We start from the raw sequence: 26,160 nt of genomic DNA on the forward strand, positions 1-26,160 counted from the left end.
AGTAGCATCCGGGCACCCTTCCCCCGAGGGACCCTCCTCTTGCCTCCGACCCACACCGCCCAATCAGAGGGGCCGTCCGGCTACCGCGAAGCGGTCGAGCTCGAGTTCGCCGAGGCCACGAAGCGCTATCCCGGGGCCGACTCCCCCGCGGTCGACGGCCTGAGCCTGACCGTCCCGGCGGGCGAGATCTGCGTGTTCGTGGGCCCGTCCGGCTGCGGCAAGACCACCGCGATGCGGATGGTCAACCGGATGATCGACATCTCCTCCGGCGACATCCTCGTCGGCGGGCGCAGCGTCAAGGACCGTGACGTGGACGAGCTGCGGCGCGAGATCGGCTACGTGATCCAGCAGATCGGCCTGTTCCCGCACCGCACGATCGCCGACAACATCGCCACCGTCCCGAGGCTGCTCGGCTGGGACCGGCCGAAGATCAACGCCCGCGTCGAGGAGCTGCTGGACCTGATCGGCCTGCCGCAGGACATGTCCAAGCGCTATCCGGCGCAGCTGTCCGGCGGCCAGCGCCAGCGCGTGGGCGTGGCCCGCGCACTCGCCGCCGACCCGCCGCTGATGCTGATGGACGAGCCGTTCGGCGCGATCGACCCGATTAACCGCGAGCGCCTCCAGAACGAGTTCCTGCGCCTGCAGGCCGAGATCCGCAAGACGATCGTCTTCGTCACCCACGACATCGACGAGGCGATCAAGATGGGCGACCGGATCGCGATCCTGCAGGTCGGCGGCAAGCTCGCGCAGTACGCGACGCCGTCCGAGATCCTGCTGCACCCCGCGAACGAGTTCGTCGAGGACTTCGTCGGCGCCGACCGCGCACTCAAGCGGCTCGCGCTGCTGCGGGTGTCCGACATCGAGCTCGGCCCGTCCAACGGCGGCCCGTCGATCCGGGACACGGCGCTCGTCCGCGACGCCCTGAGCGACCTGCTCCAGCACGGCGCGCTGCACGGCAACGTCGTCGACTCAGGCGGCCGCACCGTCGGCGGGATCAGCATGGAGGCCCTCGCGAGGTTGGCGAAGGCATGATCCTCGCCCAGCTGCAGATCCGCGGGGAGGACGACGCCGGTGACTCCTGCGTCGCCGACAACGGCTTCTGCCCGAGCTGGATCGCCGACAACTGGGAGCGCTACCAGGATCCGTTCCTCGAGCACCTGGCGCTGACGTTGATCAGCGTCGCAATCGGCTTCGTGATCGCGTTCGGCCTGGCGCTGGTGGCGCATCGCCGCCGCTGGCTGATCCCGCCGATCACGCAGATCACGGGCATCCTCTACACCCTGCCGAGCGTCGCGCTGTTCTTCCTGCTGCTGCCGCTCACCGGCCGCGGGAAGACGACCGCCGTCATCGCGCTGGTCGCCTACACGCTGCTGATCATCTTCCGCAACGTGATCACAGGCCTGGAGGGCGTCCCCGCCGAGGCGCGTGACGCCGGGCGCGGCATGGGCCTCACGCCCCGTCAGCTGCTGTGGCGGGTCGAGCTCCCGCTCGCGCTGCCGGCGATCATGGCCGGGCTGCGGATCGCGGTCACGACGACGGTCGGCCTGACCGCGCTCGTGTTCCTGGCCGGCGCCGGCGGGCTGGGCGAGGAGATCTTCAACGACATGCAGTTCCGCTCGAACGTCGTGGTCGCGGGCGGGCTGTGCGTGCTGCTGGCGGTCGTGCTCGACCTGCTCGTGCTGGCCGCGCAGAAGCTGATCACGCCGTGGACGCGGAAGGTGGCGACGTGAGCGCGACCTTCGCCGCCCTGGGCGAGTTCGGCGACGCGATCTCGTTCATCTTCAGCGAGCGCGAGAACCAGCGCGGGTCACCCGTCGGCGGCAGCCACAACCTGGCGCTGCTGTGGGAGCACCTGAAGCTGTCCGCGGCCGCCATGGGGCTCGCGATGGCCGTCGCGCTCCCGCTGGGCCTGATCCTCGGCCACACGGGCCGCTTCTCGTTCCTGACGATCAGCACGTCCAACGTCGGCCGTGCCGTGCCGAGCGTCGCCCTGATCGCGCTGTTCGTCGCGTTCTTCCCGCGCAGCCCCGAGTTCCTGAACGTGACGCTGGCGCTCGCCCTGCTGGCGATCCCGCCGATCCTGACCAACGCCTACGTCGGCGTGCGCCAGACGGACCGCGACGCCGTCGACGCGGCGCGCGGCATGGGGCTGTCGGGCGCGCAGGTGATTCGCCAGGTCGAGCTCCCGCTCGCGCTGCCGCTGATCTTCGGCGGCATCAAGACGTCGACCGTCAACGTCATCGCCACCGCGACGATCGCGCCGCTGGTCGGCGTCGTCACGCTCGGCGACCCGCTGGTGGCGTTCTCGGTCTACGGGCGCGAAGGGCAGATCGGCGCGTCGATCATCGTCGCCGTGCTGGCGATCGCCGCCGAGATCGGCCTGTCGGCCGTCCAGCGCGCCGTCACCCCGGAAGGCATCAAGCTTGAGCGCGGTCCCGAGGGCCGCGCGCGTTCCCGCTTCGGTCTCACCAAGAGGAGGATCCAGACCGCGCCATGAGACGAACCCCGTATCTACTCGCGACCGTGCTGACCACGCTGGCAGTCGGTGTCGCCGCCTGCGGGGGTGACGACGAGGAGCCGACCACGACCGGCTCGGAGTCGACGCCCACCGCGACGGCCGAGGCCTCCGGCCAGATCGTCGACAACCCCGACAACGCCAAGGTCTCGCTCACGATCGGCTCCAAGAGCTTCACCGAGCAGCGCGTGCTCGGCGAGATCTACGCCCAGGGCCTCGCGGCCGCGGGCTACACCACCAAGACGGACCTCAACCTCGCGGACGAGCAGTCCGCGATGCAGGCGCTCGAGGGCGGTCAGATCAGCGCCTACCCCGAGTACACGGGCAGCGCGCTGCTGATCTTCTTCGACAAGGACGCGGCGGACCTGCCCAAGGACCCACAGGCGGCCTACGACGAGGTCAAGACCTCGTTCGAGGGGGACGGCATCACCGCGTTCCCGCCCGCGCCGTTCACCTCGTCCAACGAGGTCGCGGTGACCAAGGAGACGGCCGACAAGTACGGCCTCAAGAACATCTCCGACCTCTCGAAGGTGGCCAAGGACCTGACGCTCTACGGCACGCCGGAGTGCCGCCAGCGCATGGACTGCCTGCTCGGCCTGCAGGAGATCTACGGCCTGGACTTCAAGCGCTTCGTGCCCGTCTCGGGCGACCAGCGCCACGAGGTCCTGGACTCCGGCCGCGCCGACGTCTCGATCGTCTACACGACCGACCCGCAGATCAAGCGCAACGGCGAGATCCTGCTCGAGGACGACAAGGGCATGTTCCCGCCGTACAACCCGACGCTGCTGATGAAGAAGGAGACCGCGGACGCCGCCGGCCCGGATCTGGCGAAGACGATCGACCTGATCCAGAAGCCGCTCACCGACGACGCGATGCAGGAGCTCGACGCGCGCGTGGACCTCGACAAGAAGGAGCCGGCCGAGGTCGCGAAGGAGTACCTGCAGGAGACCGGGCTGATCAAGTAGCCACCGCGGCGCCGAGCGCCGCGATCATCTGCTCGGGCGGCTGCGGGCGCCCGAGCAGGTAGCCCTGCACGAACCCGCAGCCCGCCGCGCGCAGCAGCTCGAGCTGGTCCTCGGTCTCCACGCCCTCGGCGACGACGTTGAGCTCGGCGGCGCGGCCGATGCTGACCGCCGCCTCGATGATGCGGCGGTCGCGCTCGCCGGTGTAGCGGGCGACGAAGCCGCGGTCGAGCTTGATCCCGTTCAGCGGCAACGTCGCGAGCCGGGTCAGGCTCGAGTAGCCCGTCCCGAAGTCGTCGAGCGAGATGTACAGGCCGGCGTCCGCGAGCCGCACCAGGGGGTCGATGCCGGCGTCCCCGCCCTCCATCAGCGTCGTCTCGGTGATCTCCAGCCCGATCCGCTCGGGCGGCGTGCCGGTGGCCTCGAGCGTTCCCAGGATGCGGTCCTCCAGGTCGGGATCGCTCAGCTCGCGCGCGGCGACGTTGACGCTGACGCGGATGTCGTCCGGGAACCGCCGGGCCTCGATGCACGCGCGGTGCAGCACCCAGCGGCCGATGCCCGAGATCAGCTGGGCGTCCTGCTCGGCGACGGGCAGGAACCGCGCGGGGCCGAGCAGGCCCTCCTCCGGGTGCTGCCAGCGCACGAGCGCCTCGACGGCGACCGTGCGGAACGGGTCGAGCTCCACGATCGGCTGGTAGACGAGGCGCAGCTCGTCCTTGGCGATCGCGCGCCGGATGCCGTCCTCGACCTTGAGGCGGTCGCGCAGGCGGCCCTCCATGGCGTGGTCGAAGATCTCGAACGTGTTGCCGCCGCGGGCCTTGACGCGCTGCATCGCGGCGTCGGCGCTCTGCAGCAGGTCCGCGGCGCGCTGGCCTTCCTCCTCGACGGCGATCCCGACCGAGGCGGTGATCTGGCTGCCGGTCTCCAGCGGCTTGAGCAGCGCGCCGCACAGCCGCTGGGCGAGCTCGGCGGAGCTGCGCTCGTCCTCGCACTCGGCCAGGACGGCGAACTCGTCGCCGCCGATGCGTGCGAGCGCGTGGGACGCTTCCAGCACGCCGCGCAGGCGGCCCGCGACCTCGCACAGGACGGCGTCGCCGGCGGCGTGCCCGTGCGTGTCGTTGACGGCGCGGAAGCGGTCGAGGCCGACGAGCAGCACGACCACGCGGCCGCGGTGCTCGCGCCTGAGCGCCTGCTCGAGACGTTCCTGGAAGAGCAGGCGGTTCGGAAGGCCGGTCAGCGGGTCGTGCAGCGCCTGGTGGGCGACCTGCGCCTGCAGCCGGCGCGCCTCGGTGACGTCGTCGATCGCGATCACGACGCCCTTGAGGGCGCCCTCGGGCCCGCTGCGCAGCGGCGTGTAGTTGGTGGAGACCTCGACGGTCTCGCCGTCCGGGCGCGTGATCCGTTGTGCCACGTCGCGCACGATCTCCCCGCGCGTGGCCCGCGCGCCGGGATGGTCGGGGTCATCGAGGAACAGGGGCGAGCCGTCCGCGTAGCGCAGCTGCAGCGACTCCCACCAGACGGGGTCGTCGAGCAGCTGCTCGCGCGGGATGCCGAGGATCGCGCAGGCGGCGGGATTGGCGTCCACGACGGCGCCTGCGAGGTCCACGGTCAGCAGCCCGTCCTCGACCGTCGCGATCACGGCCCGTAGGCGCTCCTCGTTCTCGCGCAGCGCGGTCACGTCCTCGGTATGGGCGAGGATGCGGTCTTCGCCGATCGGGACGAAGCTGATGGCGAGCCGGCGCTCGTGGTACTGGAGCTCGCGCTCGACGGTCTCGCCGGTGCGGGCCACGCGCGCCAGGTCGTCGGCGATCTCGGGCCGGTCGGCGAACACCTCGGTCACCGGGCGCCCGATGCGCTCGGCGAGCCGTTCACCGGTCAGGTCGAACGCGGCGCGATTGGCGTGTTCGAGCCAGAAGTTGCCCTTGGCGCGGTGCCAGACGTAGCACGGCACCGGTATCCCGTCGAGTTGTGCGTGCAAGGTTCGCCTTTCTGGACGCTCGCGGACCCTGTGGGTACCCGTCCAGCCCCGTTGTAGTCGTCCGCACACTGACCGCACGGTCGTTGTTCGACCCGCGCGGATCCGGGCATATTTGACTCATGGACGCCCTGGACATCCCCCGCCTGCGCGGTGTGTCGCACGCCTACGCGTTCTTCTTCGCCCTGGTGGCGGCGGTCTGCCTGATCGTGTTCACGCCCGGCGGCGCGCCGCGGATGGCCGCGGCGGTCTACGGCGCGGGCCTGTGCGCCGTCTTCGGCGGCAGCGGCCTCTACCACCGCTGGCGCTGGAACCCGCGCTGGCGCCCGATCCTGCGCCGCGTGGACCACTCGACCATCTACCTGTTCATCGCCGCCTCCTACACGCCGGTCGGCATGCTGGTGCTCTCGGGCACGGTGCAGTGGATCGTGCTGATCACGGTCTGGTCGGGCGCGCTCGCGGGCGTGACGCTCTCGGTCGCGTGGATCAACGCGCCGCGGGCCATCTGCGCGCTCTGTTACGTCGCCCTCGGCTGGGTCGCGGTGGTGGCGTTCCCGCAGATGCACGCCGAGCTGCCCGGCATCGCGCTCGTGCTCCTCGGCCTCGGCGGCCTCTTCTACACCGTGGGCGCGATCATCTACGCGCTCGGGCGCCCGAACCCGTGGCCGGCCGTGTTCGGCTTCCACGAGATCTTCCACGTATTCGTGATCCTCGCCGCGATCACGCACTTCATCACGATGGCCGGCTGGATCGTGCCGTCCGGGCTCGACGCTTAGCTCTAACGCATTCAAGTCCAGCTGCTGCATCCTGAGGCGCGGGTGCCCACCCGTGGGCGCGAAGGCGACGCCGCCTACGACCTCGCCTGCGTGGAGCCGTTCACGCTCGCGCCGGGCGAGCGGGCGCTGATCGCCACGGGCGTCGCGGTCGCGATCCCGCCGGGGTTGTGCGGGCTCGTGCTCCCGCGCTCGGGGCTGGCGATCAAGCACGGCATCTCGTGCGTGAACGCTCCCGGGCTGATCGACCCCAACTACCGCGGCGAGCTGCGCGTGATCTTGATCAACCACGGCTCCGAGCCGTGGAGCGCGCAGGCCGGCGACCGGATCGCCCAGCTGCTGCTGGTGGCGTTCGCCGCGCCGGCGCTGCAGGCCGTGGACGCGCTGCCGGACAGCGATCGCGGAACCGGAGGGTTCGGCTCCAGCGGTCGCTGAGTACCTTGGGCGCATGCGACCGCTGTGGCTGCGCCTGGCCGGTGGGTTCGTGGCGCTCGGCGCCGCGGCGGGCGGGCTCGTCCTGGTCTGGACGACGCTGTTCTGGCTGTACTGGTCGTTGACGCCGGTGCTGGCGGCGCTGGTCGTCGTCGCGGTCTCCCCGCTCGCCGCGTGGCCGCTGTTCGCGGGGCGCTGGGCCGACGGGTCCTGGGGCGTGCTGCAGCAGACCGCGCTGGTCGTCTCGGCCGGGGCCTACGCGCTCGTCGCGCTGGCCGCCGACGCGAAGGCGCTGCACGCGGTGACGACGCGCGAGGAGTACGCCACGCCCGCGATGGAGTGCGCGGGCTGGCTGGCGCTCGCCGCCGGCGCGGCGCTCGTGATCGCGACGCTGGCCGCCACGGCGCCGATGGAGCTGCCCGACGCCGCCCTCGCCTCGCTCATCGGAGTGCTCGGGCTCGCGGGCCTGGGGAGTGCGGGTGCGGCGGTCGCGATCGCCGCCGGGCCGAGCTCGTGCGAGCGGTTCGAGTTCAGCCGGGCGGCCTGGGAGCGCGACCCCACGCCGGTGGCCGAAGGGCTCGTGCGCTGCCGGACGCTCGTCGGTATGAGCGAACGCGAGGTCCAGCGGGTGCTCGGCGGTCGCCTCGGCCGGACGAGCTGGCACGCGGGGTCCGTCGACGACGGCTTCTTCGGCGCCGACGCACGCCTATCCGTGCGCTACGCCGGTCGCCACGTGCGGTCTACGCGCTTGGACTACGTCCACCGTTGAGCGAGAAGCGGCTGTAGCGCTCGGCGACGACCGGGTGCAGCCGGGCGGTCAGGCGCACGCCCTCGGGCGTGTCCTCGCGGCCCATCTCCCCCGCGATCTCGTGGATCTCATGCACGAGGCCGCCCTCGTCGTACGGGAGCAGCAGCTCGACGTCCTGCAGCGTCTTCTCGAACTCCTCGTGGATGCGCTCCTGGAGCTCCTCGAGGCCCTCGCCGGTCTGGGCGGACACGAGCACTGCGTCGGGATGGCGGAAGGAGAGCTCGCGGCGACGCTCGTCGTCGAGCGTGTCGGCCTTGTTGAGCACGAGCATGCGGGTCGAGCTGCCGGCGCCGATCTCCTCCAGCACGTCCTCCACGGCGCGGGTCATCGCCATCAGCTCCTCCTCGTCGGCGGAGGCGTCGACGACGTGCAGGACCAGGTCGGCGAGCTTGGTCTCCTCCAGCGTGGCCGCAAACGCGTTGACCAGTTGATGCGGGAGCTTGCGGATGAAGCCGACGGTGTCCGTCACGAGGAACGTGCGGCCGTGCAGCTTGAGCGTGCGCGTGGTCGGGTCCAGCGTGTGGAAAAGGCGGTCCCGGACGCCGACCTCGGCGCCCGTGAGCGCGTTCAGCAGCGTCGACTTGCCCGCGTTCGTGTAGCCCGCGAGGGCGACGTTGGGCAGGTGCGCGCGCTCGCGCTCGGCCCGCTGGGTCGCGCGGGTGGACTTGACGTCCTCCAGCCGGCGGCGCAGGACCGTGATGCGGTCGCGCGCGAGGCGGCGGTCCGTCTCGATCTGCGATTCGCCCGGGCCGCGGGTGCCGATGCCGCCCACGCCGCGGCCGGCGCCCAGACGCTCCAAGTGCGTCCACAGGCCGCGCATGCGGGCCATGTTGTACTCGAGCTGGGCGAGCTCGACCTGCATCTTGCCCTCGGCGGTGTGGGCGTGCGAGGCGAAGATGTCCAGGATCACCGACGTGCGGTCGAGCACCGGCAGATCCAGCGCGGCCTCCAGGTTGCGCTGCTGGCGGGGCGTGAGCTCGTCGTCGGCGACGACCACGTTCGCGTCGAAGCGCTTGAGCAGCGGCTTGATCTCGTCGACCTTGCCCGGGCCCATGTAGAGGTTGGGGTGCGGGCTGTCGCGCTTCTGGGCGAGCTCGCCGACCGTGGCGACGCCGGCGGTGCGCAGGAGCTCCTTGAGCTCCTCCAGGTCGGCCGTCTCCGGCGAGGCGGCGATGCAGAAGGCGCGTTGGCGGGCGCGGCCCTCACCGGGCTGCGCGACGGGACGGGACTGGGTTGTGCGGCCGTTACGAGAGCGTTCCAAGGCTTCCCATTCTAGAGTCCCCGGACCTATGCCCGTTGCCCCTGCGCCGAGCGAGTCCGAAGCCGCGGAGCGCCTCGCTGCGCGCACGCTCGAGCTGATCGACATCGCCTCGGAGTCCCGCCACGAGGCCGCGCTCGCCGAGCACGTGGCGAGCGTGCTGCGCGGGGGCGGCGCCGTGGTCGAGGACCTCGGCGACTCCTGTGTGCTCGCCTACCCGTCCGAGACGCGCCCCCAGGTGCTGCTCGCCGGTCACCTCGACACCGTGCCCGCGCAGGACAACCTCCCCGGTCGGATCGAGGACGGCCGCGTGTTCGGGCTCGGCGCTTCGGACATGAAGGGCGCCCTGGCCGTGATGATCGAGCTCGTGCTGGCGCGGGTGCCGTACGCGGCGGTGTTCTTCCCCCGTGAGGAGCTGCCGGCGACCGAGAGCGCGCTCGCGCCGCTGCTGGAGCGGCACACGCTCCAGCAGGAGTTCGTGGTGGTGATGGAGCCCACCGACGGCGAGCTGCACGCGGGCTGCCTGGGCAACATCAACGCCACGTGGACGTTCACCGGGCGCAGCGCGCACTCCGCGCGGCCGTGGCAGGGCGTCAACGCCATCCACCAGGCGGCGCTGGGGATCGCGGCGCTCGCGGCCGCGCCCTCGCTGCCCGTCGACTTCCACGGACTCACCTTCCACGAGGTGGCGTCGGTGACGAAGGTCAGCGGTGGGATCGCCATGAACGTGGTCCCGGAGACGGCGACGGCACACGTCAACTTCCGCTACGCGCCCGGCCGCACGCCGGCCGAGGCCGAGGCGCGGCTGCTCGCGCTCACGCAGGGCCTCGGGGCGCTGACGGTGGACGGGAACGCGCCTTCGGGCGCCGTCGCCGTCGATCACCCGCTCGCACAGAAGCTGATCACCGCGGGCGACCTGCACGTCGCGCCCAAGCAGGCGTGGACGCCCGTGGCCGAGTTCGCCGCGGCCGGCTACCCCGCGGTGAACTTCGGACCGGGCGAGACCGCGCAGGCGCACCAGCGCGGCGAGGGCATCGGCGTCGACCGGCTGCTGCACGCCCACCGCGTCCTGGAGGCGTTCGGCGCATGATCAGGCTCTCCCCCGTCCTCGACGGGCTCGGCACCTACCCGTTCGTGAAGCTCGAGGCCGCGCGGGCGCGGCTGCGCTCCCAGGGCGTGGAGCTCATCGACTTCGGCATGGGCGAGCCGCGTGAGGAGACCCCGGCGTTCATCCGCGAGGCGCTCGCGGCGGCGATCCAGCCGCTCGCGCCCTATCCCAGCGCGGTCGGGCTGCCGGAGCTGCGGGCGGCGATCGCGGGCTGGGCGCAGCGCCGCTTCGGCACTTCGCTGGACCCCGACACGCAGATCGTCCCGACGCTGGGCTCCAAGGAGGCGGTGTTCGGGCTCGCGCACGTGTTCGGCGGCGACCAGGTCGTGATCCCGCAGCCCGCCTATCCCGTCTACGACCGCGGCGCGCGCTTCGCGGGCAAGGAGGTCGTCGAGCTGCCGCTGCGCGAGGCCGACGGCTGGCTGCCGGACCTCGGCGCCGTCGACTGGTCGCGCGTCGCGATCCTCTGGCTCAACTACCCGAACAACCCGACGGGCGCGACCGCGCCGCTCGACTTCTACGTCGAGGCCGCGGCGCTGGCCCGCAAGCACGGGTTCGTGCTGGCGTCCGACGAGGCGTACTCGGAGCTGTACTTCGGCGACCGCGCCCCCGAGTCCGCCCTCCAGCTCACCGACCTGCGCCACGTCGCGGTGTTCAACACGCTGTCCAAGCGCTCGTCGATGCCCGGCTACCGTTCCGGCTTCGTCGCGGGCGACCCGGAGATCGTCGCCGCGCTCAAGAAGTACCGGCCGAACGTCGGCGTCGCACCTCCGGACGTGCTCCAGCACGCGGCGATCGCCGCCTGGAACGAGGAAGCGCACGTCACCGAGGTCCGCACCCGTTATCAGGCCAAGCGTGATCTGTTGCTGCCGGCGCTCGAGGCGCTGGGGCTGCGCTCCGCGGGCGGCGACGCGTCGTTCTTCCTGTGGATGGAAGGGTCCGACGAGCTCGCCGCCCGCTGGCTCGAGCGGGGCGTCATCGTCGCGCCCGGCTCGTTCTTCGGCCCTGCGGGCGAGGGCTACCTGCGGCTCGCGCTCGTCCCGCCGCTGGACGCGATCGAGCGTGCGGTCGAGCTCATGCGAGCACCTTGAAGCGCCGCACGAGCTCGTTGAGCTGCTCGGCGGTGCCGGCGAGGGTCTGAGCCGACGCGGCGATCTCCTGGGTCGCCGCGCTCGTCTGCTGCGTGGACGCCGACACCTGCTCGGCGGACGCCGAGGACTGCTCGGCCACGGCCGCGACCTCGGTGATGTCCTGCTCGGCGCGCGTGATGTCGCCCGCGATGCCCTGGGCCGACGCGGCGATCTCGCCGACGCGGGCGCCCATCTCGTCGATGCTCGCGCCGATCTGCTCGAACGCCGCGCGCGTGCGCCGCACGGTCTCGACGCCCTCCTCGGTCTGCTGCGCGCCGGCGCGGACGATTTCGACCGCCCGGCCGGTCTCGGCCTGGATCTCGGAGATCAGCGCGGCGATCTGGCCCGACGCGGTCTGGGACTCCTCGGCGAGCTTGCGCACTTCGTCGGCGACGACGGCGAACCCCTTGCCCTGCTCGCCGGCGCGGGCGGCCTCGATCGCGGCGTTGAGCGCGAGCAGATTGGTCTGCTCGGCGATGCCGGTGATCGTGTCCACGATCCCGCCGATGCGCTCGGAGCGCTGCGACAGGTCCTGGATGGTGACGCTGACCTGCTCGCTGGAGGTCGCGACCTGCTGGATCGCGGCCGTGGCGTGCTCGGCGGCCTCGGCGCCGCTGCGGGCCGCGGCCCGGGCGCTGTCGGCGGCCTCGGCGGTGGCCTGCGCCGTCTCGGCGCTCGCGTCCGCGGCGCGCGCCGCCTGCTGGACGGCCTCGCGCGTGGACTCGACCATCCGCACCTGGCGCTCGGCGCCCTGCGCGACGTCGCCCACCGCGGCGGCGATCTCGCCGACCGCGCGGCCCGTCTCGTCCGACGTGGACGCCATCTCGCGCGACGCCTCGTTGAGCGTGCCGGCGCTGTCGGTGACGTCGCCGACGAGCCGGCGCAGGTTGCCGACCATCGCCGCGAGGGCGTTGCCGAGAACGTCGTGCTCCGAGCGCGGCTCGACGTCGACCGTGAGGTCGCCGGCGGCGATGCGCTCGGCCACGCGCGCGGACTCGCTGAGGTAGGTCGAGAGGTCCTCGAGCGCCTCGCGGGTCTCCGCCAGGCCGCCGTCGGCCGCGGCCGGCTCACCCGTCGCGAGCTTGCGCATGCGCGCGGCGTCGGCGGCCACCGGACGCGAGATCGTCCGGCTGATCAGGAAGGTGAGCAGCGCGATGATCGCCAGCACCAGCCCGGTCTCCCAGGCGACGGTGATCGTGGCCGAGCGCACCGCGGCGTCCACGTCGTCGACGTAGATGCCGGTGCCGACGATCCAGCCCCACGGCTCGAAGCCGGCGACGTAGGAGAGCTTCGGCACGGGCTGCTCGGCGTTCGGCCGGTCCCACATGTAGTCGACGAAGCCGGCCTTGTCGGCCTTGACGACGTTGACCATCTCCACGAACAGGCGCTTGCCGTTCGGGTCCTGGTTGGCGCTGAGGTCCTTGCCCTCGAGCTCGGGTTTCATCGGATGCGCGACCATCACGGGGCGCATGTCGTTGATCCAGAAGTAGTCGTTGTCCCCGTAGCGCATCGACTTGACGGCGGCGATCGCGCCGGCCTGGGCCTGCGCGCGCGTCAGCTCGCCGGCCTGCTCGCGGGCCTGGAAGCCCGCGATGGTCGTCAGCGCCGTGTTCGTGAGGTCGCGCACCTTGTCCTGGCGCGCCTCCGTCTCAGTGGGACGCACCTCGGCGAGGCGCGTCCAACCCGTCGCAACCACCCCGAGGGCGGCGATCACGACGATCACCCACAGTTTCACCGGCACCCGTGTGCCTCGGAATCGGTCAAGCATGCCCCGATCGGTCGGCCGCTCGGGGCAGAACTTGCCGCTACGTGAGCTTTCAGTTGTTGGCGTGAAGTGCCGCGTTCAGGCCCTGCCAGCTGCCTGACCGCGGAAGCGCCTCGACCGTGCCGGTCTTCGAGTTGCGCCGGAACAGCAGGCCGTTCGCGCCGCTCAGGTCCCGTCCCTTGACGGTCTCACCGTCCGGCAACGTGACGACCGTGCCGGCCGTGACGTAGAGCCCGGCCTCGACCGTGCACTCGTCCCCGAGCGAGATGCCGATCCCGGCGTTCGCGCCCAGCAGGCAGCGCTCGCCGATCGAGATGACCTCGGAGCCGCCGCCGCTGAGCGTGCCCATGATCGACGCGCCGCCGCCGACGTCCGAGCCATCACCCACGACCACGCCGGCGCTGATCCGGCCCTCGACCATGCTCGTGCCGAGCGTGCCGGCGTTGAAGTTCACGAAGCCCTCGTGCATGACGGTCGTGCCCTCGGCCAGGTGCGCGCCCAGCCGCACGCGGTCGGCGTCCGCGACGCGCACGCCGGAGGGCGCGACGTAGTCGGTCATACGCGGGAACTTGTCGACGCTGAAGACCTGCAGCGCGATGCCCTCCCCACGCGCCTTGAGCTGCACCGCGGTGAGGTGGGCAGGGTCGACCGGGCCGGCGCTCGTCCACGCGACGTTCGGCAGTACGCCGAAGATGCCGTCGAGGCTGATCGAGTGCGGCTTGACGAGCCGGTGGCTGAGCAGGTGCAGGCGCAGGTAGGCGTCGGCGGTGTTGCGGGGCGGCGTGTTGAGGTCGGCGATCCGGGTCAGCACCGCGGCCTGGCGGACGTCGCGCAGCTCGTCGGTACGCAGGGCCGTCGGCAGGCCGTACTCGGACGCCTTCTCCGTGCTCAGCTGCGTGAGCGCCGACTCACCCTTGGAGCCGAGCTGCGGGTCGGGATAGAAGACCTCGAGGATGCGGTCGCCCGCGTACGTCGCCAGCCCGGCACCCCAGGCCCCACCTTCTGTCATGCCTGCTCCTTGAATGCGTCCACGTGATCCTTCGCGAACTCGTCGATCGTGCGCGGGTCACGGCCGAGCGCGTCCTTGACGCCCGAGGTCACCATCTGCAGCCCGCCGCCGGCGTACTGCTCGAACTGCTCGGTCAGCCCTTCGGCGTTCCACGGCGGGACCCCCGCGCGGACGAGTTCGCGCTTGAGCGCCTCGACCGGGATCTCCTGCACCGTGACCTGACGGCCCGCGGCCGCGAACACCCGCTTGGCCTGGTCACGGTAGGACACCGGCTCGGGCCCGGAGAGCCCGTAGGCCTTGCCCTCGTGGCCCTCCTCGGTGAGCGCGACCGCGGCCACCTCGGCGACGTCGCGCGCGTCCACGATGCTGAACGCCGCGTCCGGCACGGGTGAGTAGAACGTCCCGTCCAGCACGCGCGCGCCCCAGCTGAGCGTGTTCTGCATGAAGCTCGTCGGGCGCAGCAGCGTCCACGCCATGCCCGAGTCCTTGAGCGCCTGCTCGACCTTCGCGTGCGTGCGGGCGAAGCGCAGCGGCGCCTCGGGGCTCGCGCCGATCACCGACAACTTGACGATGTGCTTGACGCCGGCCTCGCGCGCGGTCTCCAGGAACGCCTGCTCGAACTCGGACTGCATCGGGCCCATCGGCGAGACCAGGTACGCGCGCTCGACGGCCTCCAGCGCCGGCCCGAGCGTGCGCGGGTCGCCCAGGTCGCCCGTGACCGGCTCGAAGCCCAGGTCGCGCAGGTGGTGGGCCTTGGTCTCGTCGCGCACCAGGGCGCGGGCCTCGGCGCCGCGGGCCTTGAGCGCCTTGAGGACCTCCATGCCGGTCGTCCCGGTCGCTCCGGTCACCAGCAGCATCTATTCGGCCTCCATGTGTTGTTTGAGATCCTCTGGGGGGCTGCCGCCCCCCAGGCCCCCCGCTAGGAACTCCTCGCTCAGTTGCGCGGCGTAGATGGGCTCGGCCCACCCGGTCAGGTCCACGTGCAGGGACTCGTCGACGTCGACGACCAGCTCGCCCCCGTCCAGCTGGACGGTCACGGGCGAGTCGCCGCCGCGGACCACGTGTGCCACCGCCGCGCCGCTCGCGCCGGTGCCGGAGGACAGCGTCTCCCCCACGCCGCGCTCGAAGATGCGCGCCCGGATCGTGTCCGGGGCCACTTCTTTCCAGAACGAGACGTTCGTGCGGTTCGGGAACAGGGCGCTGCGCTCGATCTGCGGGCCGATCGCCTGCAGATCGAGCGCGTCCGGGTCCTGGACGCGGATCGCGCACTGCGGGTTGCCGATGGCGACGTGCTGGAAGCGGTAGCCCGCGACCTCGCCGGTGCCGTCGGGCGGCCCGTCGGGATAGTTCGGGCTGGTGAGGCTGGCCCGGCCCATGTCCACCCGGCACGTGGTCGGGCTCAGGATCGTCGGCCGGATCTCCCCGGCGAGCGTCTGGATGGAGAACGTGTCCGCGTCCGTCCAGTGCCGGCGCAGGTACAGGATCGCCTCGCGCGCGCCGTTGCCGCTCAGCTCGGCCTCGCTGCCGTCCGGGTTGAAGATCCGCAGCCGCGCGACGTAGCCCGGCTCGTCCGGTTTGGTCAGCACGAGCACGCCGTCGGCGCCCGGCCCGAAGTGCGGATCGCACAGCCGCTGGACGGTGTTCGGGGACAGCTCGACCTCCTCGAAGATGAGGTAGTCGTTGCCCAGCGCCTGCCACTTCTCGAAGCGCACGGTGTTAGATCATGGCGATCAGTTCGGCGGCGACGTCCTGCGGGGTGCGATCGGTCACGTCGATGCGGTGCGCGCCGGGCAGCTTGCGCAGCCACGTGAGCTGGCGTTTGGCGTACCGGCGGGTGCTCGTCTTCATCGCCTCGACGTCCCCGTCCAGCAGCTCCTGGAAGCCCACGGCGCGGCGGGCGGTGGCGCTCGCGCGGTCGGCGACGGCGCGCACCTCGTCGGCCGCCCCGGCCGCGATCATCGCGTCGATCCGGGCCTCGATCCGCGCGTACAGCCGTTCGCGGTCCATCACCAGCGCGGCGAGCAGCGTCGGGTGGCGCGTGTGCTCGGTCCACAGCTGGTCGCTCGTCGTGTGCGGGTGCTGGCCCGTCGCGAGCAGCTCGTGCGCGCGGATGATGCGGTGCGTGTCCGTCGGCCGGATGTTGAGCTCCGGGGGCAGCTCGGCGTAGAGCTCGGCGAGGTCGCGGGCGGCGAGCGCTTCCCGGATCGCGGGGTCCACCGGCGGCCGCAGGTCCAGCTCGGCGAGCGCGGCCCGCAGATAGAGGCCGGTGCCGCCGACCACGATCGGCCGGCGCCCCTGCTCGATGAGCCCGTCGATCTCCGCGTGGGCGCGCTGGGCGAAGGCGCCGGCCGAGTAGGTCTGGTCGATCGGCACGAAGCCGAGCAGCCGGTGCTCGAGCCGGCCCTGCTCCTGCGCGTCGGCCGCGCCGGTGAGGATCGGCAGCCCCGCGTAGATCTGCATCGAGTCCGCGGACACCGCCACCGGGTCCTCCCCGCGCTCGCGCAGCGCGTCGGCGAGGGCGATGGCGACGGCGGTCTTGCCGACGCCCGTCGGCCCGAACACAGCGAAGACTTGCACGGCCCCGCAGTATCGTCACCATGGCATGTCCGTCCGCATCGGAACCGGTCTGTCGAGGTTGGGGCAGCCGCGCGCAGCGGCGCTCGACGCCGCCTCCGCCGCGGCCGCCGAGCTCGGCGTCGCGCGCTGCGACCTGGCCGTCGTGTTCGCGTCCGGCACCGTGCTCGGAGCGCCCGAGCTGGTGCTCGAGGCGGTGCACGAGATCCTGCAGCCCGACGGCGTGATCGGGTGCGGCGCGGGCGGCGTGATCGGGCACGGGCAGGAGGTCGAGGACGGCACCGCGGTGTCCGTCTGGGCGGCCACGCTCGGCGACGGGACGGCGACGACGTTCCACGCCGCGGTCGAGGAGCTCGAGGCCGGCACGGGCGCGCTGACCGGCATGGCCGACTTGACCGGCGCCGACGGCGCGATCCTGATCGCCGAGCCGGAGACGTTCCCGACCGACGCGGTGCTGCGCTTCCTGAGCGAGTCGACGCCGATGCTCCCGCTGATCGGCGGGCTCGCGTCCGGGCGCTCGCTGGACGACGAGGCGGTGCTGTTCATCGACGAGCGCGTCGTCACCGACGGCGCGGTGGGCGTCCGGCTCGACGGCGTGGAGATGCTCCCGGCCGTCTCGCAGGGCGCGGCGCCGATCGGCCCCGAGCTGACCATCACCGCCGGCGAGGGCCGCGTGATCGGCGAGCTCGCGGGCAAGCCGGCGCTCGAGAAGCTGCGCGACACGATCGAGGAGCTGCCGCCGGAGGAGCTCCAGCTCGTCCAGGGCGGGCTGCTGATGGGGATCGTCGTGGACGCCAACAAGCCCGATTACCTGCAGGGCGACTTCCTCGTGCGCGGGCTGCTCGGCGCGGACCCCGACACCGGGCAGGTCGCGCTCGCCGCCGACATCCACCCTGGGCAGGTCGTGCGGCTGCATGCGCGGGACGCCGAGAGCGCGGGGCGCGACCTGCGCGAGGCGCTGTCGATCCGCATGACCGCGTTGGGCGGCCGGACGCCCGCGGGGGCGCTGCTGTTCGCGTGCAACGGCCGCGGGCGCGGCATGTTCGGGCGCGAGGGCCATGATGTCGAGGCCGTGTCGGAGTCGCTCGCCGGCGCCCCGGCCGCCGGGTTCTTCGCCGCGGGCGAGATCGGCCCGGTCGGCGGCGGCTACTTCCTGCATTCCTTTACGGCCACGGTGGCGGTGTTCGCATGAACCTCGATGGTGCGCGGGTGTTGTTGACGGGCGCGACGGGCGGGCTCGGCCAGGCCATCGCGCGCGCGCTGCACGCGCGCGGCGCGACGCTGCTGCTGACGGGCCGCCGCGCGGACGTGCTGGAGCCGCTGGCGGCCGAAGTGGGCGGTGTCGCGTTCGCGTCCGATCTCGCGGACCGGGAGGCGGTTGCGGAACTGCTGGCGCAGACCGGCCGCGTGGACGTGCTGGTCGCGAACGCCGGGCTGCCGGCCAGCGGCGGGCTGCACTCGTTCTCGGTCGAGGAGATCGACCGCGCGCTGACGGTGAACCTGCGCGCGCCGATGCTGCTCGCGCACGCGCTCACTCCCGCGATGGTGCAGCGCGGCAGCGGGCACCTGGTGTTCATGTCGTCGCTTTCGGGCCGTGCGGCCGCGCCCGGCTCGTCCGTGTACGCGGCGACGAAGTTCGGCCTGCGCGGCTTTGGGCTCGCGCTGCGGGAGGATTTGGCCGGGAAGGGCGTCGGCGTGTCCGTCGTCCTGCCCGGGTTCATCCGCGAGGCGGGCATGTTCGCCGACTCCGGCGCCAAGCTGCCCGGCTACGTCGGGACCAAGCGGCCCGAGGACGTCGCGCGGGCCACGGTGAAGGCGATCGAGCAGAACCGTGCGGAGCTCGACGTCGCGCCCCTGCCGCTGCGGGCGGGCGCGCTGCTCGCGTCCGTGGCGCCCGGCCCGATCGGCGCCGTCCAGCGCAAGCTCGGGGCGGTCAAGACGTCCGAGGCGATCGGGCGCGGGCAGACCGGCAAGCGCTGACTCGCGCCGCGCGCCGCGCGCGCCTGCGCTCGCGCCCGCCCTCACGCCGCGCGCTCGCGCCGCACAGGGGCTCAGCCGCCGTCACTTCTGCGTCCGTCGTCGGTCACGCCGTTCCCGCTGCCGGCGGGGTGCTCGGTGGCGCTGCCGACCGCGGCGAGGACCTCGTCGGCGAGGCGCGGGCCGTCGGCGTCTGACAGCGGCGTGGCCTGGATGCGGACGACGACCTCGTCGGCGTCGACCTCCTCGAGCGAGATGTTCGGCTCGCCGCGCGTGGGCGTGGAGATCGCCTCCTCGAGCATCGTCTGGATGTCGCTGGGACGGACATCGGGGCGCAGCCGGGCGCGCAGGTCGACGGCGGCGGGCTCGCGCAGCGGCACGATCGCGGCCGACAGGACGACGTTGTTCGGGACCATGATCGAGTCCTGGCCCTGGGCGAGCGTCGTGTACAGCAGGCCGAGACTGGAGATCACGCCCTCGACCTGGCCGGCGAGGCCGCCCGCCTGCAGGCGGACGCGGTCGCCGACCTTGAACGGGCGCACGGAGATCAGCACGAGGCCGGCGATCAGGTTCCCGAGCGTCTGCTGGGCGGCGAGGCCGAGCACGACGGCGGTGATGGCGCTCGGGCCGCTCCACGTCTTTGCCTCGCGGCTCCTTGTCGCGCCGCTTGAGCGCCAACGCGCCAACAAGGCAAATCGCGCTAAAGGTTCGTCCGCGAGCGGCCGATAACCGAGTTAGACCGCCCGCCGAGGCGGTTTTCGCGTTTCTGGGGCGCGCCCGCTTGGGTCTCCGTGCCGTCGCGTGGCGGCTGCGGTTCGGCTCGGGATTGGCCGTGTGGGTCGGGTCCTGTCCTCGTGGGACCTCCAAACGCCCACGAGGCCACCCGCGCAAGGGGCGGTGCTGTCCGCTCCGTGTGGGGGCGCGGGGATCGCGGCCGCGCTGTCCGCTCCATGTGGCCGCGCGGCGATCGTGCCCCGCCGCGGCCGCCGTCGGCCTCCGTGCGGTCGCCTGCGGCGTCCGTGTGCGGGCGACCCGCCCTGGGCGTGCGAGCGCCAACGCGCCAATACGGCGGAGACCGCTAAAGGTTCGGGCGGCGGCTGCCGATGAACCGGATAGACCGCCCGCCGAGGCGGTTGTTGCGTTTCTAGAACAAGGTGCCCTGCTTCACGCGGGGGATCGGTGTCGGCATCAGAGGTGGTGGGGTCGGGCCGCCTCGGTGACGGCGGAAGGGGTCCATCTCGCGGTCTGGGCGCAGCCAGGGTGCGCCCGCGGCGGCTTCGATCTTGTGGCGTTCGGCCGGTGTGAGGCGGGAACTCTTCGCGTAGAGGCGTTCGTAGCGCGGGACGAGGTCCGGGCGGTAGTCGCGCAGCCAGTCCATGAAGATCTTGCGGACCGGGCCAGCCAGGAACAGGGTCTGGCCGCCGATGTAGGAGGCGTTCGCCTCGGTGGCAAGCTCGACGATCTGCTCGACCTGATCTGGTGAGTCGTTGATGCCCGGGATCAGCGGGGCGATGAGGACGCCGGTCGGGATGCCGTTGCGGTTGAGCTCGGCGACGGCCTCGAGGCGGGCGCGCGGGTGCGGCGTGTGCGGTTCGGTGGCGCGCCAGGCCTTCTCGTCGAGGGTCGGGACCGAGAGGCAGGCGCTGATGTCCGTGACCTCGGCGATCTGCTTCAGGAGGTCCACGTCGCGCAGGATGAGCGGCGACTTGGTGAGCACGGAGCACGGGTTGTGGTGGTCGCGGAACGCCTCCCAGATGCCGCGCATGAGCTTGTAGCGACCCTCGACCCACTGGTACGGGTCCGTGTTCGTGCCCAGGGCGACGCTCTCGCCCTTCCAGGACGGCCGGCGCAGCTCCGCGCGCAGGACCTCGGGCACGTTGACCTTGACGACGATCTCACGCTCGAAGTCGCGGCCGGCGTCGAGTTCCAGGTACTCGTGCGTGGGACGGGCGAAGCAGTTGTGGCTGACCACGCCGTTGGCGATGAAGTCGCCGGTGCCGGTCGTGATGTCGTACATCGGGATCTCGAGCCCGAGCGGCTCCACCGACGTCACCCGCAGCGAACCCGGGAACTTGACGGCGCGGCCCGCGATCGTGCACTTGCGCCGGACCGCCGGCCAGACGGTGTGGAAGAAGCGCAGGTGGTTGGCGCTGCCGCCGAGCAGGCGCAGCGTCTGCGCGTTCTCGGACACGAAGTGGAAGCCGAGCACCCGCAGGCTGTCCGCCGCTCGGCGCAGCACAGCCGGGTCCGAGTTCTCGAGCCGGACGGCTTCGCCGCTCGAGCCGTCCGCGTCGAACACACCCGCCAAGAACCCCTTGCCCCATTGCTCCGACGCGTCCCACGGCCAGGTGAGCACCTGGCGCAGGGACTCGGCGCTCGGCCGCGCCGCGCGTACCTCGCGGTAACCCGCCACCGCCGCCGCGGTCATGGTCAAGCCGAGCTCGGCCAGGTAGAGGTCGACACGCTCGAGCGCCTCGCGCCCGGCCGGCGTGAGCCGGAACAGATGATCGTCGCCGTGGATGGCGCCGCACAGGTAGCCGCGCCGGTAGTCGACGTCCTCCACGGGACCCTCGGCGAACTGGCCCACACCGGCCAGCCGGTCGCCCACCGCGAGGACGCGGCGCCCGCCCGCGGCGCTCGACCGGCCGCGCCGGCGGGTGCCGACGGCCACCGGCGGCGCGAGGAGCGCGGCGCCCGCCCTGTGCCCCGACGAGCGCGCAGACGGCCCGACGAGCCGCTCGGCCACAGGACGGCCGGCGCACGCGCCGTCGGCCGCGGCGACGAAGCTCCAGCCGCCGCGCGAGGGGAAGCGGTGGGCGCCGCTCGCGCGCAGCTCCGTGCCGGCCTCGAGCGTCACGCCGTACGCCGACCTGCGCGGGGGCCAGTGGGCAAGGACCTCCGTCTCCACGAAGCGGCGCTTGCGGGTCCCGTAGATGCGGTCCCCCACCCGCAGGTCCGCGAGCTCGCGGACGCCGCCGTCCGCGAGCAGGATCTGCGTGTCTCCCGCCAGGCAGTACACGCAGGCGTGGGAACAGCCGCGGTACGGGTTGACCGTCCAGTTGAACGGCACGCGGGAAGCGGCGGGCACGCGGTTGAGCGCCGATTTGGTCCGGACCTCGTGGAAGCGCATGTCCAGCGCCTCCGGCGCGTCGAACCGGCGTACCACCGTGTCCCCCAGGCCGGGCAGCCGCCCGGCGTCGTCCCGCTCGATGACTTGTGATGACCAGCGCACGAACACATGTTCGCACGAGCTTCGGACGGATTACAAACGTGTGTTCTGCAGGCCGTAGACGACGCTGTCGCGCATCCCGCCCTTGAACGGCTGATGTGCGCGTAGCAGCGCCTCGCGCCGGAACCCGCAGCGCTCGGCCACACAATGTGAAGCGACGTTGTCGGGCCCGCACGTGAGCTCCAGCCGCGTCAATCCCACGGCGTCGAAGGCCCAGCGCACGAGCAGCCGCACGGCACGGGTCGCGACGCCGCGGCCGCGCGCGTCGGGGGCGAGCCAGTACCCGATCCTCCCCCGCTCGCCCGCCACGCCGTGCAGCGATACGCCGCCCAGCACCGCCGGGTCGACGATCGCGAGGTCGAGCACCTCGCCGCGCAGCCGGGCTCGCTCGAGGTCCGAGAAGTGCTCGCGTGCGGCCGCGTCGGTCAGCGGCGCCCAGTCCGAGAAGCGCTGGAAGACCGGGTCGTGGAAGGCGACGAGCATCGCCGGGATGTCGTCCGGTTGCCACGGCCGCAACGTGACGACCCCGTCGCTCAGCGGCGGGGACGGCCACGGCAGCGCGCACACGGCTAGGCGACGCGCGAGAGCAGCGACTCGGTGCCCGAGAGCGACTGCGACGTGGCCGAGAGGATCTCGACCGGCACGATCTCGCCCGCGGCGCCGAGGCCGTCGAAGTTGACGACCTTGTTGTGCGTCGTGCGCCCGCGCAGGCGCGTGGGGTCGTACCGCGACGGCCCTTCGACGAGCACGTCCAGAGTCCGCCCGACGAAGCGCTGGGCCCGCTCACGAGCACGCCGCTGGACGGCCTCGACGAGCCGCTCCATGCGCTCGACCTGCACCTCGTGCGGGACGAACTCGTCCACGAACTCCGCCGCCTCGGTGTCCCGCCGCGGCGAGTAGATGAACGTGAAGGCGCCGTCGAAGCCGACCTCCTCGACCACCTCGAGCGTCTCGACGAAGTCCGCCTCGGTCTCCCCCGGGAAGCCGACGATGATGTCGGTCGTGATGGCGCAGTCCGGCACGTGCTCGCGGATCAACGCGACACGGTCCAGAAAGCGGTCGCGCCCGTAGGTGCGCCGCATGCGCTTGAGCACCCGCGAGGAGCCGGCCTGCAGCGGCAGATGGATGTGCTGGCAGACCGACGGCAGCTCAGCGTGCGCGCGGATGACGTCCTCGGTCATGTGCGCCGGATGCGGCGACGTGTAGCGCACGCGCTCGATCCCGTCGATCGCGTCCACCGCGTGCAGCAGCTCGCTGAACTTGCGCGGCTGCGGCCGCAGGCGGGTGCCGTAGGAGTTCACGTTCTGGCCGAGCAGCGTGACCTCGCGCACGCCCTCGGACGCGAGCTGGCGCACCTCGGCGACGAGCTCCTCGAACGGCCGCGACACCTCGCGACCGCGCGTGGACGGCACGATGCAGTACGAGCACTTCATGTTGCAGCCGGCGCTGATCTGCACCCACGCGTGCACGTCCCGCGCGCGCTTGCCCGGCAGGTGGCCGGTGAAGCCCTCGAACTCGAAGAAGCCCTGGGCGGTGAGGCTGTCGCTTGTGAGGAACTCCGCCAGCTTGTGCACCTGGCCGGGCCCGAACGCGACGTCCACGAACGGGTAGTCGCGGAAGACCTGGTCCTTGACGGACTGCGCCCAGCAGCCGCCGACGCCGATCACGCGCTCCGGGTCGCGGCGCTTGAGCGCCCGCGCCTCGTACAGGTGCGAGACGAAGCGCTCGTCGGCCTTCTCACGGATCGAGCACGTGTTGAACAGGATCAGGTCGGCTTCCTCGCGCGCGTCCGCTTCGGCGTATCCCAGCGACTCGAGCATGCCCTTCATGCGCTCGGAGTCGTGCTCGTTCATCTGGCAGCCGAAGGTGGTGACGTGGAAGCGCTTCATGACCGCCGAACAGCGTACTCGGCGAGTCCGGCGACCAGGCCGTCGAGCGGATCTCGCTCGGCGGCCTGGCGTGGGAGGCGGTCGATGCCGTCGTGCGCAACGAGATCCTCGCGACGCTCGAGGAGCTCGCTCAGCGCGCGTAGTCGGTGGCGCGTGACTCGCGGATGACCGTGACCTTGATCTGACCCGGGTACTCGAGCTCCTGCTCGATCTCGCGCGCGATCTCGTGCGAGAGCAGGACGGCGCCGTCGTCGTCGAGCGTGCCCGGCATGACCATGACGCGGATCTCGCGGCCGGCCTGCATGGCGTAGACCTTGTCGACGCCGTCGTGGCGCGTGGCGATCTGCTCAAGATCGCGCAGGCGCTTGACGTACTGCTCGAGCGATTCGCCGCGGGCCCCCGGCCGGGCGCCGGAGAGCGCGTCGGCGGCCTGGACGATCACGGCCTCGACGGTCTGCGGCTCGACCTCGTTGTGATGGGCCTCCATCGCGTGGGCGACGGCCTCCGACTCGCCGTGGCGGCGGGCCAGGTCGCCGCCGACGAGCGCGTGCGGGCCTTCGACCTCGTGGCTGACGGCCTTGCCGATGTCGTGCAGGAGGGCGGCTCTTCTGGCCGTCTTGGGGGACGCGCCGAGCTCCTCGGCCATCATCGCCGCCAGGTGAGCGCATTCGATCGAGTGCGCGAGGACGTTCTGGCCGTAGCTCGTGCGGTACTTGAGGCGGCCGAGGATGCGGATGAGCTCGGCGTCCAGGCCCTGGACGTTGGACTCCAGCGCGGCCTGCTCGCCGGACTCGATGATGTGGGACTCGAGCTCGGACTTGGCCTGGTAGTAGGTCTCCTCGATCCGGGCCGGGTGGATGCGGCCGTCCTGCAGGAGCTTTTCGAGCGTCATGCGGGCGATCTCGCGGCGGACGCCGTCGAAGCCGGACAGGATCACGGCGTTGGGCGTGTCGTCGATGATGAAGTCGACGCCGGTGAGGTGCTCGAGGGCGCGGATGTTGCGGCCCTCGCGGCCGATGATGCGGCCCTTCATGTCGTCGGCGGGCAGCTGGACGACGGAGACCGTGGTCTCGGCCGCGTGGCCGGCGGCGAGGCGCTGCATGACGACGGCGAGGATGTTGCGGACGCGGCGGTCGGCGTCGCGCTTGGTCTCGTCCTCGATCTGGCGGACGAGGCGGGCGGAATCGTGGCGGATCTGGTCCTCGAGCTCCTTGAGCAGGAGCTGCTTGGCCTGGGAGGCGGAGTAGCCGGAGGTGCGCTCGAGCGCCTTGACGTGGCGGACGTGCGCCTCGTTGGCCTGCTCCTGCAGACGGGTGAGCTCCTCCGCGCGGCGCTCGAGCTCGGCGGCGCGGGCTTCCAGCGCCTCCTCGCGGGCGAGCAGGCGCTCCTCGAGGCGGCCCATCTCCTGCCGGCGCGCGAGCGCGGCGTCGTCGGCGGCGGGTTCACGCGCGGCGGGCGCGTCTTGGGGCGGTGCGGCCACGCGGGACGCCGTGCGCGAGGCGCCGCCCGCGGCGGCGAGCCCGGGAGCTCGCTTCACCAACAGCAGCGCCGCGACCACCAGGCCGGCCGCGAGCACGGCCGCCGCGATCACGATTTCCATTGTCCAGTGTCCTCTCTCCGTACGCCGCCCTGCAGGGCGCGGCGAGATCCGATGCTTCGATTTCCAGAGGCGGCAGATCGGGTCGGCCCGGGGCCCGGGAACGAGGATCAGCATGAGAGGCGGCGTAGCGCCGCCGCGTCAGATGGCGGCTTCGTGCGTGTTTGTTCGAAGGAGCCGTAGCGAGCGTTCAAGCCCACACGGTGGGCGTTCTCGCCCTAAGTGATGTGTCGTGGCCGTCAAGACTGAAGCTGCTGAATCGCTGGTGAAATTATCTGGATTTGCTGCTGGTTTCAGGTGGGTCCGTGCCGGACCCGGTCTGTCGCTGCGGCGGATCGTAGTACCGCGCGTGGTCGCACGCAACGCGCCACCGGCGCCTACGAGGGCTCGCCCGGCGGGAACCTCGCCGGCAGGCACGACACGTGTCAGCGGGGTGGCACCGAGCGGTGCTGCGGAACGGTCAGCGCTCGACGGCGGAAGCCGCGTGGCGGCGGAGCGCGTCGTGCGCCAGCTCGAGGTCGAACCCCTTGCGCACCAGGAACCCGAGCGCCTTCTCGAGGTCGCGCGGCTGCTCCGGCGGGATCGGGTAGCGGCGCGCGAGCAGCGCGGTGGCCGCGGCGAGCTCGTCATGGTCGCCGGCCGCGAGCGCGGCGGCGATGTGCCGACGGTCGACGCCGAGCTCGCGCAGGCGCCGCTCGATCCGCTCGGCGCCCCACCCGTCCAGGTTGCGCCGGTCCTCGGCGAAGCGGGTCGCGTACCCGGCGTCGTCGACGTAGCCGCCGGCGCGCAGTTCGTCGAGCACCTCGTCGATCAGCGGCGGCTCGACATCGTTGCGCTCGAGCCGCGTCCGCACCTCGGCCTCGGTGCGCTCGCGCCGCGCGATGAACCGCCACGCCGCGTTGAACGCCTCCTCGCGCAGCCGCGCCTCGTCGGCGGCGGCCGGCCCGGCGGCGAGGGCGCCGAGCGAGTCGGGCGCGAGCTCCGCGGCGAGCCCGTCGAGCGCGAGCTGCGAGTCGTCGGGTGACGAGGCCGTGGCGGGGTCGGGTGACGAGGCCGCGGCGGGGTCGGGCGACAAGGCCGCGGCGGGGCCGGCCGGCGCGACGTCGGGCGCGGCGGGCGAAGGGGTGGGCGGGCCGCCGCCGCGGGACAAGTCGGATCG

Annotated in this window: 24 protein-coding genes; 11 read left to right on the forward strand and 13 right to left on the reverse strand. The window is 72.3% G+C overall.

What is annotated here, in order from left to right; genetic code table 11:
• Nucleotides 1-39: 39 nt before the first annotated feature.
• Genes OJ962_RS10745 through OJ962_RS10760 form a run of 4 tightly spaced genes read left to right on the forward strand, consistent with a single transcriptional unit; the run spans nt 40 to nt 3,480 of the window.
• Nucleotides 40-1,032 (forward strand): ABC transporter ATP-binding protein, encoded by a 993-nt coding sequence (locus tag OJ962_RS10745; protein ID WP_202952877.1) that lies wholly within the window; start codon nt 40-42, stop codon nt 1,030-1,032.
• A complete protein-coding gene (locus tag OJ962_RS10750) occupies nt 1,029-1,730 on the forward strand; it encodes an ABC transporter permease (protein WP_202952878.1) in 702 nt (233 codons plus the stop codon). Before OJ962_RS10745 ends, OJ962_RS10750 begins: the two co-directional genes overlap by 4 nt.
• Nucleotides 1,727-2,497 carry an ABC transporter permease gene (locus OJ962_RS10755; protein WP_270006330.1) on the forward strand — a complete coding sequence of 257 codons (771 nt, stop codon included), beginning with the start codon at nt 1,727-1,729 and terminating at the stop codon, nt 2,495-2,497. The genes OJ962_RS10750 and OJ962_RS10755 overlap by 4 nt, the downstream gene beginning before the upstream one ends.
• Nucleotides 2,494-3,480, forward strand: a complete 987-nt coding sequence (locus OJ962_RS10760) for an ABC transporter substrate-binding protein (protein WP_202952880.1) — start codon at nt 2,494-2,496, stop codon at nt 3,478-3,480. Before OJ962_RS10755 ends, OJ962_RS10760 begins: the two co-directional genes overlap by 4 nt.
• On the opposite strand, the gene OJ962_RS10765 is transcribed toward OJ962_RS10760, so the two are convergent.
• Nucleotides 3,473-5,428 (reverse strand): putative bifunctional diguanylate cyclase/phosphodiesterase, encoded by a 1,956-nt coding sequence (locus OJ962_RS10765; protein ID WP_202952881.1) that lies wholly within the window; start codon nt 5,426-5,428, stop codon nt 3,473-3,475. The genes OJ962_RS10760 and OJ962_RS10765 overlap by 8 nt on opposite strands.
• A gap of 146 nt (nt 5,429-5,574) precedes the next feature.
• On the opposite strand from OJ962_RS10765, the gene trhA reads away from it, so the two are divergent.
• From trhA to OJ962_RS10780, 3 genes are read left to right on the forward strand one after another with little or no spacing between them, the layout of a single operon-like run.
• A complete protein-coding gene (gene trhA / locus OJ962_RS10770; RefSeq protein ID WP_202952882.1) occupies nt 5,575-6,228 on the forward strand; it encodes a PAQR family membrane homeostasis protein TrhA in 654 nt (217 codons plus the stop codon).
• A gap of 9 nt (nt 6,229-6,237) precedes the next feature.
• Nucleotides 6,238-6,660, forward strand: a complete 423-nt coding sequence (dut, locus tag OJ962_RS10775; protein ID WP_202953370.1) for a dUTP diphosphatase — start codon at nt 6,238-6,240, stop codon at nt 6,658-6,660.
• Between the two features lie 13 nt (nt 6,661-6,673).
• Complete coding sequence (locus OJ962_RS10780) at nt 6,674-7,426, forward strand: hypothetical protein (RefSeq protein ID WP_202952883.1); 753 nt, start codon at nt 6,674-6,676, stop codon at nt 7,424-7,426.
• Here the strand turns inward: OJ962_RS10780 and hflX are convergent.
• Complete coding sequence (gene hflX / locus OJ962_RS10785) at nt 7,398-8,726, reverse strand: GTPase HflX (RefSeq protein WP_238930976.1); 1,329 nt, start codon at nt 8,724-8,726, stop codon at nt 7,398-7,400. The genes OJ962_RS10780 and hflX overlap by 29 nt on opposite strands.
• A gap of 28 nt (nt 8,727-8,754) precedes the next feature.
• Between hflX and dapE the strand changes: the two genes are divergently transcribed.
• Nucleotides 8,755-9,813, forward strand: coding sequence for a succinyl-diaminopimelate desuccinylase (gene dapE, locus OJ962_RS10790; RefSeq protein WP_202952885.1), 1,059 nt, complete (start codon nt 8,755-8,757; stop codon nt 9,811-9,813).
• Nucleotides 9,810-10,922, forward strand: a complete 1,113-nt coding sequence (locus tag OJ962_RS10795) for a pyridoxal phosphate-dependent aminotransferase (protein WP_202952886.1) — start codon at nt 9,810-9,812, stop codon at nt 10,920-10,922. Before dapE ends, OJ962_RS10795 begins: the two co-directional genes overlap by 4 nt.
• Here OJ962_RS10795 and OJ962_RS10800 read toward each other — a convergent pair.
• From OJ962_RS10800 to miaA, 5 genes are all read right to left on the reverse strand, one after another.
• Nucleotides 10,906-12,702: a methyl-accepting chemotaxis protein gene (locus tag OJ962_RS10800; protein WP_202952887.1), complete on the reverse strand. Its 1,797-nt coding sequence runs from the start codon at nt 12,700-12,702 to the stop codon at nt 10,906-10,908. The genes OJ962_RS10795 and OJ962_RS10800 overlap by 17 nt on opposite strands.
• A 76-nt stretch (nt 12,703-12,778) precedes the next feature.
• The gene (gene dapD / locus OJ962_RS10805) at nt 12,779-13,735 is read right to left on the reverse strand and encodes a 2,3,4,5-tetrahydropyridine-2,6-dicarboxylate N-succinyltransferase (RefSeq protein ID WP_202952888.1); all 957 of its coding nucleotides are present in this window, start codon (nt 13,733-13,735) and stop codon (nt 12,779-12,781) included.
• Entirely contained in the window at nt 13,732-14,592 is an 861-nt protein-coding gene (locus OJ962_RS10810) for an SDR family oxidoreductase (RefSeq protein ID WP_202952889.1), read from the reverse strand. Before OJ962_RS10810 ends, dapD begins: the two co-directional genes overlap by 4 nt.
• Nucleotides 14,593-15,447: a diaminopimelate epimerase gene (dapF, locus tag OJ962_RS10815; RefSeq protein WP_202952890.1), complete on the reverse strand. Its 855-nt coding sequence runs from the start codon at nt 15,445-15,447 to the stop codon at nt 14,593-14,595. It lies immediately after the preceding gene.
• 4 nt (nt 15,448-15,451) lie between these two features.
• Nucleotides 15,452-16,312, reverse strand: a complete 861-nt coding sequence (gene miaA / locus OJ962_RS10820) for a tRNA (adenosine(37)-N6)-dimethylallyltransferase MiaA (RefSeq protein ID WP_202952891.1) — start codon at nt 16,310-16,312, stop codon at nt 15,452-15,454.
• 25 nt (nt 16,313-16,337) lie between these two features.
• Between miaA and OJ962_RS10825 the strand changes: the two genes are divergently transcribed.
• Together OJ962_RS10825 and OJ962_RS10830 are read left to right on the forward strand one after the other, a co-directional pair.
• The gene (locus tag OJ962_RS10825; protein WP_202952892.1) at nt 16,338-17,501 is read left to right on the forward strand and encodes an FIST signal transduction protein; all 1,164 of its coding nucleotides are present in this window, start codon (nt 16,338-16,340) and stop codon (nt 17,499-17,501) included.
• Nucleotides 17,498-18,289 carry an SDR family NAD(P)-dependent oxidoreductase gene (locus tag OJ962_RS10830; protein ID WP_202952893.1) on the forward strand — a complete coding sequence of 264 codons (792 nt, stop codon included), beginning with the start codon at nt 17,498-17,500 and terminating at the stop codon, nt 18,287-18,289. The genes OJ962_RS10825 and OJ962_RS10830 overlap by 4 nt, the downstream gene beginning before the upstream one ends.
• 71 nt (nt 18,290-18,360) lie before the next feature.
• Here the strand turns inward: OJ962_RS10830 and OJ962_RS10835 are convergent, their stop codons facing one another.
• The 6 genes from OJ962_RS10835 to OJ962_RS10860 form a co-directional block, all read right to left on the reverse strand.
• Nucleotides 18,361-18,891 (reverse strand): mechanosensitive ion channel domain-containing protein, encoded by a 531-nt coding sequence (locus OJ962_RS10835; protein ID WP_407697506.1) that lies wholly within the window; start codon nt 18,889-18,891, stop codon nt 18,361-18,363.
• Between the two features lie 539 nt (nt 18,892-19,430).
• Nucleotides 19,431-21,518 carry a hypothetical protein gene (locus OJ962_RS10840; RefSeq protein ID WP_270006332.1) on the reverse strand — a complete coding sequence of 696 codons (2,088 nt, stop codon included), beginning with the start codon at nt 21,516-21,518 and terminating at the stop codon, nt 19,431-19,433.
• A 30-nt stretch (nt 21,519-21,548) separates the two neighbouring features.
• On the reverse strand, nt 21,549-22,082 hold the full coding sequence (locus OJ962_RS10845; protein WP_202952896.1) for a GNAT family N-acetyltransferase: 534 nt from the start codon (nt 22,080-22,082) through the stop codon (nt 21,549-21,551).
• 2 nt (nt 22,083-22,084) lie between these two features.
• Nucleotides 22,085-23,404: a tRNA (N6-isopentenyl adenosine(37)-C2)-methylthiotransferase MiaB gene (gene miaB, locus OJ962_RS10850; protein ID WP_202952897.1), complete on the reverse strand. Its 1,320-nt coding sequence runs from the start codon at nt 23,402-23,404 to the stop codon at nt 22,085-22,087.
• A gap of 130 nt (nt 23,405-23,534) precedes the next feature.
• Nucleotides 23,535-25,004 (reverse strand): ribonuclease Y, encoded by a 1,470-nt coding sequence (gene rny, locus OJ962_RS10855; RefSeq protein ID WP_202952898.1) that lies wholly within the window; start codon nt 25,002-25,004, stop codon nt 23,535-23,537.
• A gap of 457 nt (nt 25,005-25,461) precedes the next feature.
• On the reverse strand, nt 25,462-26,160 hold a 699-nt coding region (locus tag OJ962_RS10860), incomplete at its 5' end, for a regulatory protein RecX (protein WP_270006333.1).

The sequence above is a fragment of the Solirubrobacter deserti genome (assembly GCF_027587175.1).
Classification (GTDB): domain Bacteria; phylum Actinomycetota; class Thermoleophilia; order Solirubrobacterales; family Solirubrobacteraceae; genus Solirubrobacter; species Solirubrobacter deserti.

Coding starts and splice junctions, on each gene's coding strand:
- dapD (WP_202952888.1), bottom strand. CDS start 13,735: ATGACAGAAGGTGGGGCCTGGGGTGCCGGGCTGGCGACGTACGCGGGC.
- OJ962_RS10760 (WP_202952880.1), top strand. CDS start 2,494: ATGAGACGAACCCCGTATCTACTCGCGACCGTGCTGACCACGCTGGCA.
- OJ962_RS10810 (WP_202952889.1), bottom strand. CDS start 14,592: ATGCTGCTGGTGACCGGAGCGACCGGGACGACCGGCATGGAGGTCCTC.
- OJ962_RS10780 (WP_202952883.1), top strand. CDS start 6,674: ATGCGACCGCTGTGGCTGCGCCTGGCCGGTGGGTTCGTGGCGCTCGGC.
- OJ962_RS10830 (WP_202952893.1), top strand. CDS start 17,498: ATGAACCTCGATGGTGCGCGGGTGTTGTTGACGGGCGCGACGGGCGGG.
- trhA (WP_202952882.1), top strand. CDS start 5,575: ATGGACGCCCTGGACATCCCCCGCCTGCGCGGTGTGTCGCACGCCTAC.
- OJ962_RS10795 (WP_202952886.1), top strand. CDS start 9,810: ATGATCAGGCTCTCCCCCGTCCTCGACGGGCTCGGCACCTACCCGTTC.
- rny (WP_202952898.1), bottom strand. CDS start 25,004: ATGGAAATCGTGATCGCGGCGGCCGTGCTCGCGGCCGGCCTGGTGGTC.
- OJ962_RS10825 (WP_202952892.1), top strand. CDS start 16,338: ATGTCCGTCCGCATCGGAACCGGTCTGTCGAGGTTGGGGCAGCCGCGC.
- dapE (WP_202952885.1), top strand. CDS start 8,755: ATGCCCGTTGCCCCTGCGCCGAGCGAGTCCGAAGCCGCGGAGCGCCTC.
- OJ962_RS10750 (WP_202952878.1), top strand. CDS start 1,029: ATGATCCTCGCCCAGCTGCAGATCCGCGGGGAGGACGACGCCGGTGAC.
- miaB (WP_202952897.1), bottom strand. CDS start 23,404: ATGAAGCGCTTCCACGTCACCACCTTCGGCTGCCAGATGAACGAGCAC.